The organism is Luedemannella helvata (assembly GCF_039528415.1).
GTDB classification, from domain to species: Bacteria; Actinomycetota; Actinomycetes; order Mycobacteriales; family Micromonosporaceae; genus Luedemannella; species Luedemannella helvata.
Genome location: NZ_BAAALS010000028.1, coordinates 43,253 through 56,613, shown reverse-complemented (window position 1 = coordinate 56,613; position 13,361 = coordinate 43,253). Strand labels below are relative to the sequence as shown.

Annotated in this window: 14 protein-coding genes; 10 read left to right on the top strand and 4 right to left on the bottom strand. The window is 74.0% G+C overall.

The window, feature by feature from the left end; genetic code table 11:
• The first annotated feature begins 73 nt into the window (after positions 1-73).
• From ABD191_RS23545 to ABD191_RS23525, 5 genes are read left to right on the top strand one after another with little or no spacing between them, the layout of a single operon-like run.
• Positions 74-1,519 (top strand): nitroreductase family protein, encoded by a 1,446-nt coding sequence (locus ABD191_RS23545; protein WP_344086135.1) that lies wholly within the window; start codon positions 74-76, stop codon positions 1,517-1,519.
• 18 nt (positions 1,520-1,537) lie between these two features.
• Positions 1,538-2,128 (top strand): hypothetical protein, encoded by a 591-nt coding sequence (locus ABD191_RS23540; protein ID WP_344086133.1) that lies wholly within the window; start codon positions 1,538-1,540, stop codon positions 2,126-2,128.
• 45 nt (positions 2,129-2,173) lie between these two features.
• Positions 2,174-2,485, top strand: coding sequence for a DUF6403 family protein (locus ABD191_RS23535; RefSeq protein ID WP_344086132.1), 312 nt, complete (start codon positions 2,174-2,176; stop codon positions 2,483-2,485).
• A complete protein-coding gene (locus tag ABD191_RS23530; RefSeq protein WP_344086130.1) occupies positions 2,478-3,842 on the top strand; it encodes a hypothetical protein in 1,365 nt (454 codons plus the stop codon). Before ABD191_RS23535 ends, ABD191_RS23530 begins: the two co-directional genes overlap by 8 nt.
• 5 nt (positions 3,843-3,847) lie before the next feature.
• Complete coding sequence (locus tag ABD191_RS23525) at positions 3,848-4,804, top strand: hypothetical protein (RefSeq protein ID WP_344086127.1); 957 nt, start codon at positions 3,848-3,850, stop codon at positions 4,802-4,804.
• 340 nt (positions 4,805-5,144) lie between these two features.
• Here ABD191_RS23525 and ABD191_RS23520 read toward each other — a convergent pair whose 3' ends face one another.
• Positions 5,145-6,062, bottom strand: coding sequence for an aldo/keto reductase (locus ABD191_RS23520; protein ID WP_344086125.1), 918 nt, complete (start codon positions 6,060-6,062; stop codon positions 5,145-5,147).
• A gap of 79 nt (positions 6,063-6,141) precedes the next feature.
• Between ABD191_RS23520 and ABD191_RS23515 the strand changes: the two genes are divergently transcribed.
• Positions 6,142-6,504 carry a MerR family transcriptional regulator gene (locus tag ABD191_RS23515; RefSeq protein WP_344086123.1) on the top strand — a complete coding sequence of 121 codons (363 nt, stop codon included), beginning with the start codon at positions 6,142-6,144 and terminating at the stop codon, positions 6,502-6,504.
• Here ABD191_RS23515 and ABD191_RS23510 read toward each other — a convergent pair.
• Positions 6,501-7,079 (bottom strand): GNAT family N-acetyltransferase, encoded by a 579-nt coding sequence (locus ABD191_RS23510; RefSeq protein WP_344086120.1) that lies wholly within the window; start codon positions 7,077-7,079, stop codon positions 6,501-6,503. The two genes, ABD191_RS23515 and ABD191_RS23510, sit on opposite strands and share 4 nt — an antisense overlap.
• Before the next feature lie 55 nt (positions 7,080-7,134).
• Between ABD191_RS23510 and ABD191_RS23505 the strand changes: the two genes are divergently transcribed.
• Positions 7,135-7,665: an LURP-one-related/scramblase family protein gene (locus ABD191_RS23505; RefSeq protein WP_344086117.1), complete on the top strand. Its 531-nt coding sequence runs from the start codon at positions 7,135-7,137 to the stop codon at positions 7,663-7,665.
• Here the strand turns inward: ABD191_RS23505 and ABD191_RS23500 are convergent.
• Together ABD191_RS23500 and ABD191_RS23495 are read right to left on the bottom strand one after the other, a co-directional pair.
• Positions 7,662-8,462, bottom strand: coding sequence for a hypothetical protein (locus ABD191_RS23500; protein ID WP_344086114.1), 801 nt, complete (start codon positions 8,460-8,462; stop codon positions 7,662-7,664). The two genes, ABD191_RS23505 and ABD191_RS23500, sit on opposite strands and share 4 nt — an antisense overlap.
• Positions 8,463-8,513: 51 nt before the next feature.
• Complete coding sequence (locus ABD191_RS23495) at positions 8,514-9,632, bottom strand: RNA polymerase sigma factor (RefSeq protein WP_344086111.1); 1,119 nt, start codon at positions 9,630-9,632, stop codon at positions 8,514-8,516.
• 77 nt (positions 9,633-9,709) lie between these two features.
• Here ABD191_RS23495 and ABD191_RS23490 point away from each other — a divergent pair, with 77 nt between their 5' ends.
• From ABD191_RS23490 to ABD191_RS23480, 3 genes are all read left to right on the top strand, one after another.
• The gene (locus tag ABD191_RS23490; protein ID WP_344086108.1) at positions 9,710-10,966 is read left to right on the top strand and encodes a YncE family protein; all 1,257 of its coding nucleotides are present in this window, start codon (positions 9,710-9,712) and stop codon (positions 10,964-10,966) included.
• A gap of 172 nt (positions 10,967-11,138) precedes the next feature.
• On the top strand, positions 11,139-12,302 hold the full coding sequence (locus ABD191_RS23485; RefSeq protein ID WP_344086105.1) for a cellulose binding domain-containing protein: 1,164 nt from the start codon (positions 11,139-11,141) through the stop codon (positions 12,300-12,302).
• 199 nt (positions 12,303-12,501) lie between these two features.
• Positions 12,502-13,353: an ion transporter gene (locus ABD191_RS23480; protein WP_344086102.1), complete on the top strand. Its 852-nt coding sequence runs from the start codon at positions 12,502-12,504 to the stop codon at positions 13,351-13,353.
• The last annotated feature ends 8 nt before the right edge of the window (positions 13,354-13,361 follow it).

The following is a 13,361-nucleotide window of genomic DNA, read 5'->3' as shown; positions in this document are numbered from 1 at the left end:
GTCGCCATCGCGGCGCCAGCCGGCCGCCACCGCGCCGTCACCCGTACGCCTGTGACCTGGCAGGATGCCGGAGGTGAACCTCGAATCGGGCGCCGGGCTGCTGCACCGGCTGACGTCCTACGTGCCGGACCGCGAGTGGGACGAGCGGCCCGACGACCCGCGCCTGCGCCATGACCTGGCGCAGAACGACCCAGCGACCCGGCCGCCCGCCATCAAGTCGTACCCGGCCGGCCTGCCCGTCGTGGCGCTCCCCCGCGACCTGCCCGAGGTGGGGATGTCCGCGACCGCCGCGCTCGCCGGCAGCCCGGCGCCGGCCCGGCCGCTGGACGCCGCGCAGCTCGGCCGCGTGCTGTTCCTCGGCGCGGGCGTCGTGCGGGTCTTCGAGCCCGAGGGCCGGCGCATCCTGTTCCGCGCGTCCGGCTCGGCCGGCAACCGGTTCCCGCTGGAGGTCTACGTCAGCACGCGCGGCGTCGCGGGCGTGCCGGACGGCGTCCACTGGTACGACCCGCTGGAGCACGCCCTCGTGCGGATCGGGCCGGCGGCCGGCGGCGAGGCGACCACCATCGTCGTCACCGGAGTGCCGTGGCGCAGCGGCTGGCGCTACGCCGAACGCGGCTGGCGCCACGTGTACTGGGACGCCGGGACGCTGCTGGCGCAACTGTGGGCGGCGGCCGCGAGCGCCGGCCTGGACCCCCGCCCACGCAGCCGCTTCCCGGACGAGCCGGTACGCGCGCTCGTCGGCGCCGACGGCGTACACGAATTTCCGGTTTTTCTGCTCAGCCTCGGCGAGGGCGAGCCGGCCCTGGCCGCCACCGGCCCGGCCGCCACCGGTGAGCTGCCCGACGTGGAGCTGCCGGTGTGCACGATCGCGCAGCGGGCCGGCGACCGCGACGAGTGGGGCGCGCCCTGGCCGGCCGGCGGGGCGCTGCCCGACGTGCCGCCGTCGCCGGCGCTGGACGAGGTCGTGCTCCGGCGGGGTTCGCAGCGGCGGATGGACCGCACGAAAACCTTGCCCCGCGCGCTGCTCGACTGGTCGCTGCGGGCGGCCCTGCGCGGCGTCGACGTGCCGCACTGGGTCGTCGTGCACGGCGTCGACGGCGTCGAGCCGGGCGTCTACCGGTGGCCGGACCTGGACCGGCCGCTGCGCACCGGCGACCTGCGCGACGAGCTGACCCGCATCTGCCTCGACCAGGGCCTCGCGGGCGAGGCGGCGTTCGTCGTCATCGCCGCGACGCCCGGTGCCGACCTCGACGACCGCGCCTACCGGGACGCGCAGCTCGCCGCCGGCCTGGTGGAGGGCCGCCTGCACCTGGCCGCGTACGCCCTGGGCGCCAGCGCCACCGGCATGACCTTCATCGACTCGCTCGTGCCCGGGCTGCTCGGCGAGCCCGACGACCTCGTGACGCTGCTGTTCACGTGCGTGGGCGTACCGGAGTACGCGGCCCGGCGCGGCGGCGGGCCGGGCGCGCCGACCTCGTTCCGCATCGTGCAACCACGCCTGGTGCTGCCACCGTCCTGATCTCGTTACAGTCGGGGCGTGAGCGGCGAGACGATGATGGGCTTCGGGTTCAAGCAGGCGTGGCTCGCGGTGCGCGACGGCGACCCGGCCGCGGTCGTGGCCGCGCTGGGGCTGCGCGACCTCGGCCCCGCGCCGTGGCGGACGGCCGTCGACATGGCCTACCTCACCGACGACCGGGTCGTCGTGACGCCGCCCCTGCCCGGCGCCGGCGGGCCCTGGCTGCTGGTGGCGGGCCGGTGGCTGCTGCTGCGCGCATACCGGACGCTCGACCTCGGCGCGCTGTCGACGACGCTGGGCACGGAGGTGCAGCTGTTCGCCACGCACCGGGTCTCGGAGACGCACCGCTGGGCGCGCGCGGTGGGCGGGTTCGTGCTGCGGGATTTCGAGCACGCCGGCGACCGGGGCGAGGTCGTGGTCTGGCACGGCGAGCCGGACGCGGCCGAGCTGGCCGCCGGCCTGCCCGCCACGCTCGACGACGACCTGGACATCCTCGTGTCGGAGGACGACGTGATGGCGGTCGCGGCCGCGTGGAGCGTCGACCCCACGAGCATCGACGGCCGACCGGCCACCGCGTCGCCCCACGTGGCGGCGACCCGTCCCTTGACATGATCCGGAAGAATCGGCCGGACGTGTGCCGACCTGGGGGAGGGTGTCGTGCCGTCGTACTGGCCGGTCTGGGTGATCGGCGCGGTCCTGTTGCTGGTCGCGGGGTTCGCCACCGCGTTCGTGCCGCGCTGGCGGCGGCGGTCGGCGGACCGCCGCGCGGCGTGGGCGCGGGCGCGGGCCGCCATCGAGAGCGCGACCATCAGCCGCGACGCGGTCCCTGCCGCCGTCGCCGCGGCCGACCAGCTGCTCAGCCGCGCGGAGACGATCGCCGCGCACCGGGGCGGGCGGTCGGCCGCGCGGGCGGCGACGCGCTACGCACGGCAGGCCGACGAGCTGTGGCGGGCGGCCGCGGATGCTTGACCGCCTCACCGCACCCTGGCTGCGCTGGCTGCTGCTGGGCCTGGCCGCCACGTTCGTCGCCGTCTTCCTCCTGGCCCAGCGGCAGAGTGCCGACGTGCGCTACGGCCAGCTGCCCCCGCGCGAGACGATTCCGGAGGGGTCGGCCGGCGAGCTGACGGACACGACGCTGCCGTCGGTCGAGCAGATGACCGCGATGGTCGCCGCCGACCCGGTCGTGCGGCTCGACGGCGCGGTCGCGCACTGGGACGCCGCGGCGGTCGCGGCCGCGATCGCCGGCAACGACGTGCGCATCCTGGTGGCCCCGCCGGGGCTGACGGAGGAGCAGCGCAAGCAGGTCAACGAGGTCGAGAACGCCACCATCACGATCATCGGCACGCGGGTGACGGGCGACTTCTATGTCGCCGTGGGCGACCGGGCCGGCGACTGGCGCGCCCAGTTCGGCCGCCACGACATCACATCGGGCCTGCTGGCCCTCATCCCCGCGCTGACCGACCAGCCCGATGTCGACACCTCCGTGTACGCGCCATGGCGCGAGCCGACCGCCGCCGAACTCGCCCCGGTCGTCGCCGACCTGCGGGCCACGGGAGCGCACATCGCGGCCGGCGCCACCCTCACGGAGGTGCCGCGCGCACTGGCCGCCGAGGCGTTCGGCGCCGAGGCGCTGTTCGCGGTGCTGCCCGCCCTGCCGGGCGACAGGCCCGCCCCCGACTACGGGCCGGCGCTGGCCCGGGAGTTCCCCGACCGGCCGATCGTGGTCATGTACGGCGACTGGATCGAGTACCACGGCCCGCACGCGGCCGAGTTCGCCGACATCGCGGCGGCCGGGGTCTACGCGCGCTACGGCGACCGGCTCAGCCGCTACGCGTACCCGCAGCGCAACATTCTCAACGTCTACCTGGGCCGGGTCGCGGACATCCGCAACGGCGGGCTGTTCGACCAGCCGCTGCCCGACCAGCCGTTCGACCCGCTGCGCGTCGCGCTGCCGGCGCTGCCCTGGCTGTTCGCCGCGTGCGTCGTGGCCCTGCTCGCCCTGTCCGTACGCTCGCTGCTGGACCCGGCGCCGCTCGCCCGCGGCCGGTTCGGCACCCTGCGCACCGCCAACCTGCGCGCCCGGCTGGCGGGGCTCACCGCGCTCGCGGTCGAGGTGTCCGGCCTGCCGGAGGGGCGCGACGACCCGGCGGTCATCCGGGCCATCGGCGCGCTCGCGGTGGCCCGCGAATCGCTGTCGGAGAAGGTCCCCGATCATGTCGCGCGGTCGCTGCTCAACGACGCGCACCGCGAGCTCGACGACATCGGCCGCCGGCTGCCCTACCCCGGCCTGCGACCCAGCGAGTACCTGCGGAAGCGGCTGGCATGAGGACAATGATCGCGCGACTCCTGCCCACCCCGTTCGGCCTGGCCGCCCTGGCCTGCCTCGGGTTGGCCGGCTGGGCGCTGTGGTCGGGCGGCGTCTTCGACACCGCGGTCGCCCGCGACGTACGCACCTCGTCCGTGTACGCGGCGCCGGGCGTCGACCTGGACGAGGCCGCCGCCGAGCGGGTCATCGGGTACCGGCACCTCGTGGTGATCATCATGTCGCCCGCCGACGACCTCCGCGACACGTGCCACGACGTGAAACGGGCCGCCGCCGGTACCCTCGTCGTCCTGCTCAAGGCCGACGGCGGCGACGACGTCGACACGTACGGCTGCTCGACCATCGACGGCGGCACCCTCGGCCGCCGGGCCGTGGTGGAGACGACCGTGTCCGACGGCGTCGACGCGTTCGCCGACCGGTGGCTCGACGCCGTGAAGGTCGTCGTCGTCAACTACGACCAACTGGTGAAGCTCGGCTACCTTCCGGACGGCGCCCGAACGATCAGCCCCTCGCTGCCGCGTTTCCTCGTCGCCGGCGCCGCGCTGGGCGGTGTGGCGCTGGGCTCGCTGCTGCTGTTCGTGGCGGCGCGGCGGGCGGGGCGCGCGGTGCTCGCCACGCACACCCGCCGCGAGGACGCCGCGGACAGCCGTACCCAGTTCAGCGCGGCCGCCGCCGTCGTCGCCCAGCAGATCATCGACCTGGACGGGAAGTACCAGCTCGCGCTGGCCGGCAAACGGGTCACCAACCCCGAGCCGGTGGTCGCGGCCCGCGGTGCCAAGCGCGCCAAGCGCCGGCGGCCGGGCAGCCCGCCGGACTTCGCCGCGCGGTACCAGACGATCGCCGCCGATTACGTGACGCTGTTCACCGACGTGGCCGAAGCCGATGAACGGCGCGAGACGGACTACTCCGCGTACATCAAGCGCGCGGAGGCCCTGAGCGCCCGCCTCCGCACCCTCACCCAGTGACCACCCACTGTGGATTTGCAAGATTTGTCCGATTGAGGACCTTGGTCACCCGGACGGGTGTCCGTCAGCCGTGGTCGGGCTCCCGCGCCGCCAGCACGATGGGGGCATGGCGGGGACCAGGAAGACCAGGCCGGAGGCGCTCTGCCCCATCCGGCCGGGCGAGCGGCGCACCAACACCCTCGCCCACTCCGGCGCGGCGGCGTAGTCCTCCCCCGATGGACGCCGCGCGCCCCCGGCCAGGGGGCCGGCAACGCTGAGCTGCCGGCCCACTGGCCGCCCCCGTCGCGCCGCTAACGCCGTCACGCCGCTAACGCCGCGCCGCCGGCCGGACGCCCCGCCGTCACGCCGGCGCGTCCAGCCGCGCCAGAACCGAGGCGTCCAGCTTCACGTCGGCCGCCCCGATCGCCTCCTCCAGCTGGTCCATCGTGGACACCCCCACGATCGGGACCACGTTGTCGGCGAGCAGCCACGCGAGCACCACCTGGTTGACCGTGACGCCCAGCTCGCCGGCCACCTCCCGCAGCACGGCGAGGCGCGCCGTCGTGCCCGGGTGGTCGAAAATCTCCTGAATGGGCCGGTCAGCCCGTGTGTACGCGCCGAACATGAGCGTGTTGTACGCCCAGAGCGTCAGGTCGGGCTCCTCCCGCACGTACCCGAGAAGTTCCTCCGACGCGAGCGTGTGGCCGCCCTCGGGCAGCGCCACCCCCGGCCTGGGGCGCAGGTACGTGTGCCGCAGCTGGACGTGGGTGTAGGGCGTCGCGGCGCGGGCCCGGGCCCGCTCCAGCCGCCACGTGGGCAGGTTGCTCGCGCCCAGCTCGCGGACCTTGCCCGCGCTGACCAGGCCGTGGAAGGCGCCGAGCGTCTCCTCCAGCGGGACGGAGCGGTCCTCGACGTGCGCCCAGTAGAGGTCGACGCGGTCGGTGCGCAGGCGGCGCAGGCTGCCCTCGATGCCCGCGTTGATGGCGGCCGCGGACAGGCCCTCGGTGTTGTCGAGCGTCCGGTCGCCCGGGACCACCGGCCGGGCGCCGACCTTGGTGCCGACGAACACCCGGTCGCGCACGGCGCTGCCGCGCGCGGCGAGCCAGGCCCCGATGGTGGCCTCGCTCTCGTCGCCCGTGCAGCCCTCGACCCAGAACGGGTAGTTGTTGGCGGTGTCGAGCAGGGTGCCGCCCGCGTCGACGAAGCGGTCCAGGATGGCGAAGCTGTCCCGCTGGCTCACCGCGCTGCCCAGGGGGATCGTGCCGAGTGCGATTCTCATGCCGACCACTCTCGGAGCTGGAGTCCGCTCCAGGTCAACCGCTTGACCTGGAGCGGACTCCAGCTGTAACGATGGCCGCGTGAGCGCCTACACCCCCGCCCAGGTCGTGGAGAAGACCGGCTTCGGCCTCGACACGCTGCGGTACTACGAGAAGATCGGCCTGCTCAGCGACGTCGAGCGCACGGCGGCCGGCCAGCGCCGCTACACCGAGGCGCACGTGGAGTGGCTGGGCACGATCGGCTGCCTGCGCGACACCGGCATGCCGATCGCGCAGATGCTGCGCTTCGCCGAGCTGGTCCGCGCGGGCGACCACACGTTCGCGGAGCGCATCGCGCTGCTGCGCGAGCACGACGAGCGGGTCGGCGAGCAGATCGCGACGCTGCGCGACCGCCGCCGGTACATCACCGCGAAGATCGAGTACTACGAGCGGGCACTGTCCTAGCCGGCGCGTGCCCGCCACTCGACGTCCAGCAAGGCGAACACCAGCTCCGTACTCCACTCGCCCTTGAAGAACTCGTTGTGCACCAGGCGGGCCTCCCCGCGCATGCCCAGGCGCCGGGCCAGGCGCGCGGAGGGCTCGTTGCGCTCGTCGAGGCGCGCCACGATCCGGTGCAGGCCCAGCCCGTCGAAGCCGAGGCGGAGCAGCTCCGTGGCCGCCTCCGTGGCGTACCCGCGCCCGACGACGTCCGGCCGCAGCACGTAGCCGATCTCGCCGGACCCGTGCAGGCGGCTGTGCCAGAACAGCACCACGTCGCCGACCAGCTCGCCGGTCGCGGTGTCCGCCACGCCCAGGGTCAGCGCCTGCCCCTCGTCGGTCAGCGCCACCCGCGCCCAGTCGCCGGCCAGCCGGCCCGCGATCGCCTCGGGGGTCATCGGTTCGAACGGCAGGTACCGGCACACGTCCGCCCGGCTGCGGTAACCGAGCAGGTCATCGGCATCGGCGGGGGTCAGCGGGCGCAGCGTCAGCCGCTCGGTCCGGATCGGGTACGCCGGCCGCAAGGCGGCCTCGGGGCTCATCGGCACACCGATGATCTTATGCGCGCCGGTTGTGACGACAACCTACCGTGAGGACATGCAGCTCGAAGCGCCGTTCACCGGGACCCTCCACATGCCCGACAAGGAGTTCCGCGTGCAGGGCTCGCCGGTCCTGCTGCCCGACGGCCAGGCGGTCGCCACGATCCTCTGGCACACGTGGGCCGAGCGCTTCGAGGTGCTGGACGCGGTCGGCGCACTGGTCGCCGAGTGCCGCCCGCACGGCTTCTTCCGGCGCCGGTACCCGGTGATGACCCCCGACGGACGCGAGGTCGTCGCGGTGCGCCCCGGCGGCTGGCGTCCGTTCAACGGCGCCGAGGTGGCCCTGGCCCGCGGCCGGTCCCTGACGATCCGACAGGTCAGCGCCTGGTCGGACCGCACCTTCGAATTCGGCGACACGGTCGGGCTGGTCGGCCGGATCACCCCCACCACCCGCGCCTTCAGCTTCCGGCCCGACTCGTACGCGGTGGAGCTGCTGCGACCGGAGCTGTCCGCGCTGGAGGCGATCAGCCTGGCCCAGACCCTGCGCGTGATCGCCCGCCACCAGCGCGCCGCCGGGGCCGCCGCCTAACCGATCGTGACGCGGTCCAGGACGGGCACGAAGCCCCACCGCAGGTACGCCCCGTCGGCGGCGTGGTCGGTCGCGTCCGCGAAGACGAGCACGTCGTCGGCCACCCGCTGGGCGGCCGCGCACGCGGCCACGAACGCGGCATCGCCGTGTCGCGGGTCCTCGGGCGCGTAGACGGCGCTGAGCCGGGTCATGCCGGCGACCACGCGGCTGCGGCCGGCCATGGCCACGGGCACGCCGTCGACCTCCCACAGCGTGATGCCGCCCTCGGCGAGCGGGTCGTCCACCACGTAGGCCCGATCGCTCGGGTCGTCCGGGTGGGCCGCCATGAGCGCCTCGTACCAGGACACGAGCAGGTCCCGGTCGCCCTCGTCGGCCACCCGAGGCCGGCCGGGCGGCGGCATCGGGGCGCGCAACCTGTCGAGTCGGTAGAGGCGGACCCGGGACCGCTCCGCCAGCTCCACGCCCACCTCGCGCCACGCCGCCACGGCCGCCTCCGCCAGGCGCCCGTCGATGCCGAGCGGGGGCAGCTTCGGGTCCAGCCGGGCCAGCCCCGGCAGGGCGTCGTCCGGCAGGGTCGACAGGATCGGCTTGTGGCGCGGCGCGCGCAGGAACGCCCCCGCGACCGCGTCACCGTCCGGTTGCCACCAGCCGTAGCGCTGATCGGGGTCGTCGTCGGGCCACGCGGCGAGGTAGGCCGCCTCGGTGAGCAGCGCGGTGTTGGCCACCGGGTCGGCCGTGAGGAACCCGCCGGCCGCGGCGAGGAACGCGTGCACGTCGTCGGTCGTGGACCAGGTCACAAGCCATCCTGACCAGCCGGGACGGCGACGCACAAGCCACCGTCCGGTGAGTTATCGCACCGAGCCCGCCACCGCCCGGGCCTCGTCCAGCGAGGCGACCCCCTCCAACCGGTAGGTGACCATGCCGACCTGCCAGATGAGCGTCGGCCCCGCCAACCGCGCCGACTCGGTGTGTCGTCGCAGGTCACGGTCCACGTAGGTCAGTGGGTGCCGGGACGGCAGCCACATCGCCGTGTTGCCTCCGACGTCCGTCCACTCGGCGTCGGGGGCGGACTTGGCGAAGGCGCCGTCCAGGACGCCGTCGAACTGGTCGACGCGCGCCGCGCCGCCCCGGTAGATCAGGGAGACCACGCGGGGCGACCCGTCCGGCCCCGGGTCGGCGACCTCGACCCGCTCGGGCACGCCCCACGCCGCCGGTACCCCGATCGGGAAGCGGGCCGCCGCGCGGGCGGCCGCGAGGTCGGTGGGCTCGGCCGACGGCAGCGGGGCGGGCGTGGGCGGCAGCTGGACGGGCGCGGCGCGCAGGTCCACCTCGATGCCGGCGAAGCGCAGCACGTCCTCCACCATGCCGGCGACGGCCCGGCGGGCCGGCGGCACGGCGATCACGACCGCCACGGCGGCCAGGACGGCCACGGCCGCGCCCAGCCGCAGGCGCAGCTTGGCCAGGCCGCGCGAGGCGCGCGACTTGACGGTGCCCCGGGGCACCCCGAGGTCCTCGGCGGTCTCGGCCTCGCTCATGTCGAGCAGGAACCGGCGCACCACCACGTCCCGCTCGCCCTCGGGCAACCCGCGCACGGCGTCGACCAGCAACCGGCGGTCGGCGGCGACGAGCGCGGAGTCCACCGGGCGGTCGGGAACCGTCTCGCCACGGCCGGTCACGGCGGCCATCCGGGCGGTCATGTCGTCGCGGCGTCGGCGCGAGCGGTGCAGGTTGCGCGTCTCGTTCGCGACGATGGCGAGCAGCCAGGCCCGGAAGGGCGACTCACCCCGGTAGTCGCCCAGCCGCCGGTACGCCTTGACGCACGCCTCCTGGACCACGTCGTCGGTGTCGTCGCCCGCGCCGAGCAGGGTCGCGGTCCGGCGCGCGGCCGCCAGATGGCGCGCGAGCAGCGTGTCGAACGCCGCCCGGTCGCCGTTGCGGGCCAACCGCACAAGCTCGGTGTCCTCCACCGCGTCCTCCCGGTGTCGAGGTTCTCACCTCACCGACACCGCGGGAACCGATCCGGTTCCCACGGTGTCAACGGCACATGATGACTCGACGTCGCCTGCTCGCCACCGCAGGCATCGGCACCGCGGTCGCCCTCGTCGGCTGCCGGGACACCACAGGCACGAAACCAGCGGGTACGCCCGTGAGCGTCGGCGACGTCCTCGTCGTGGACGTCGCCGACGGGGTGACGGCCGTGCGCGGCGCGCGGGTCGCGCCGGCCCTCGCGGCCGGTGTGCTGAGCCTCGACGGCGCACGGCTGTTCAGCGCGGAGGCGGCCGGGGACGACACGACCCTGCACACGATCGACACCCGGTCGGGCAGCGTCGTGGACACGCGGCGGCTCGCCGGCCGGTGGGTGCCCCGGGCCGGCTCCGCCGACGGCCGGCTCGTCGCGCTGACCGCCCCCGACGGCCCCGGGGCGACCGCTTTTCTGCCGGCCGGCCGCAGGCGCACCGAGATCGTCGTGGCCGGCGCCGACACGGAGCCCGTCCGCCTCGACCTGCCCGGCAACCTGGTGCCGGACGCGTTCACGGCCGGCGGGGATGGGCTGTTCGTGCTCGACTGGTTGCCGGCCACCGCGCCGCGCCACTACCGGGTGCGCTGCGTGGACCTCGCCAGCCGTGCGCTCACGCCCCTCAACACGATCGCGAAGGTGCCGGTGCCGCCCGGCGCGGAGGAGGAGATGGCCGGCGAGGGCCGCCTGGCCGTGTTCAACCCGGGGCAGTCGATGCTCTACACGCTCTACACCCACCAGCCCGATCACCGGCACACCCGCGACCGCCTCGCCGGCCGGTCCACCGGCGTGCACGCCTTCGTGCACAGCCTGAACCTCATCGCCCGGTGGGCGTACTGCGTGGACCTGCCCGCGCCGTTCGGCGAGGGCACCGGCACCGCCCACACGATCGCCGCCGACCCCGATGAGCGGTCCGTCTACGTGCTCGACGCCGCGTCGGGCTCGCTGGCCGTCATCAACGCCGCCCTGCTGGGCTCCGGCACGCCGGAGCAGCCGGCCGTCGTGTCGGTGCCCCGCTCCGGCGGCACGGCGTACGCCGCGGCGGCCCGCGACCTGCTGTTCCTGTCCGGGGACTCGTCCGTGCACGTCGTACGTCCGCGCGACGGGTCGGTGCTGGCGACCTGGCCGGTGGCCGGCGGGATCCGGGGGCTCGCGGCCAGCCGCGACGGCAGCCGCCTGTACGTGGGGCTACCGGATCGGGTGGCGGTGCTCGACGCGGCCACCGGCACCGGGCTCGGGGACGTGGCCGTCGCGGGCCTCGTGACGCTGCGACGCGCGATCTGAGCGCCGCCGGGGCCGGCGTTGAGAGTTCCAGTGGGCCAGCCGGCAGATGTGTCTCCTGCCGCACCGCATCCGAAATGTTTCGGCGATTCTCTGGAATATGTTCCCATGGAAGGGCAGACGTGGATATGTTTCGATCCCGCGCGTTCGCCCACGTCGGATCGGTGGAGGAACCATGTCGAAAGCGAGTCGGAAACTGATCAGCGCGGCCGCCGCCGTCGCCCTCGCGGCGGTTGCGGCCGTCACGACGATCACGTCCGCGTACGCGGAGTCCAACGGCGGCGTGCGCGTCATGCCGCTCGGCGACTCGATCACGGACGGCTTCAACGTGCCCGGCGGATACCGCAACGGCCTGTGGCAGCGCCTCGTCGGCGGCGGCTACACCGTCGACTTCGTCGGCTCGCAGTTCAACGGCCCGGCCAGCCTGGGCGACCACGACCACGAGGGCCACTCCGGCTGGCGCATCGACCAGCTGGACGCCAACATCGTCACCTGGCTGCGCAACTACACGCCCCGCACCGTACTGCTGCACATCGGCACGAACGACATCACGCAGAACCGCGACCTGTCCAACGCCCCCAACCGGCTCTCCGGGCTGATCGACAAGATCACCTCAACGGCGCCCAACGCGGAGGTCTTCGTCGCCTCGATCATCCCGATCGGCTACGGCAACATGCAGGCCAGCGTGCGATCGTTCAACTCGGCGATCCCCGGCATCGTGCAGGCGAAGGTGAACGCCGGACGCCGCGTGCACTTCGTCGACATGTACGCCGCGCTGACCACCGCCGACCTCGCGGACAACGTGCACCCCAACGCCACCGGGTACGACAAGATGGCCGCCGCCTGGTACGCGGCGCTGCGATCGGTCCCCGGCAGCATCTCCAACGGCACGCCCACGTCCACGCCGCCCACCACCCGGCCGGCGACCTCCGCCCCGGTCACGTCGGCGCCGGTCACCTCGGCGGCGGTGTCGAGTCGGCCGCCGACCAGCCCGGTCGTCACGACCCAGCCGGTCACCAGCGCTCCGGTTACGGCCGGCGGCGCGTGCACGGCGACGTACGCCGTGGTCAACCAGTGGCCGGGCGGCTTCCAGGCGTCCGTGACCGTGGTGGCGGGCGCCGCGCCGCTCACCGGCTGGACGGTGACCTGGACGTTCGGCAACGGACAGGCGATCAGCCAGGCGTGGAACGCCACGGTCACCACCTCCGGCGCGGCCGTGACCGCCCGCAACGTGAGCTACAACGGCAACCTGGCCGCCCGGGCGAGCACCGAGTTCGGGTTCCTGGCGTCGGCGACCGGCACGAACAGCGCCCCGACCCTGACCTGCGCGGCTGCCTGAGAACTGACGCGTCCGGGGGCGTCCGCCGAACGGCGGGCGCCCCCGCTTTATCGTCAGACCGAACACCATCCGATGCCGGTAACATGACCGACCGCACGCCAACGCGGGTGCCGGTCTGTCCATTATGGATGGTCGGCCGCTGGGCCGTCAGGAGGCAGAGGAAGTGACGCACGAGCGGCTGACCGCGTGGTGCGCCAGGGTGACGGAGTCGCGACCGTTCGACATCGCCATCATCGTCCTGATCGGCGCCAACGCCATCGTCCTCGGCATCGAGACGTACCCGGACCTCGGCGTCGCCGCGCCGCTCCTGCGCACCCTTGAGTGGATCTTCCGGGTGGTGTTCGTCGCGGAGATCACACTGCGGGTCCTGGCCTACGGCCGGCGGCCGCAGGACTTCTTCAAACACGGCTGGAACATCTTCGACTTCGTCGTCATCGTCGCCGCGTTCCTGCCCGGCCTGCACGGCGACTCGGCGATGCTGCGCGTCATCCGCATCGCGCGGGTCCTGCGCCTGGTGCGTTTCTTTCCCGGCCTGCGTACGATCGTCGCCGCGCTGCTACGCAGCCTGCCAGGTGTGACGGGGTTCCTCGCCCTCGCCGTGGTCACCCTCTACGTGTACGGCATGGCCGGCTGGCTCATCTTCGCCGAGCATCAGCCCGACGACTACGGCACGCTCGGCCAGGCGGTCCTGACCCTGTTCGTGCTGCTGTCGCTGGAGACCCTGCCCGACCTGATGGAGCAGGGCATGGCCCTGTCGACGTGGACGCTGGTGTACTACATCAGCTACGTCATCGTGACGGTGAACCTGCTGCTCAACATCCTGATCGCGGTCATCGTGAACTCGATGGAGGAGGCGCGCCGGCTGGAGATGACCGAGAGCCTCGGCACCGATGAGGACCACGACGGCGTCCCCGACGACATCGACCGCATCATGATCAGTCAGCGCCTGGACGACCTGCGGGAGCTGGTCGCCGAACTCGAGCGCGAGCTGCGTATCGACCGCGAGCCCCACGTCCGGACGGAACGGCCCGCCAAAGCGCCGCAGCACTAGCGGTGCGC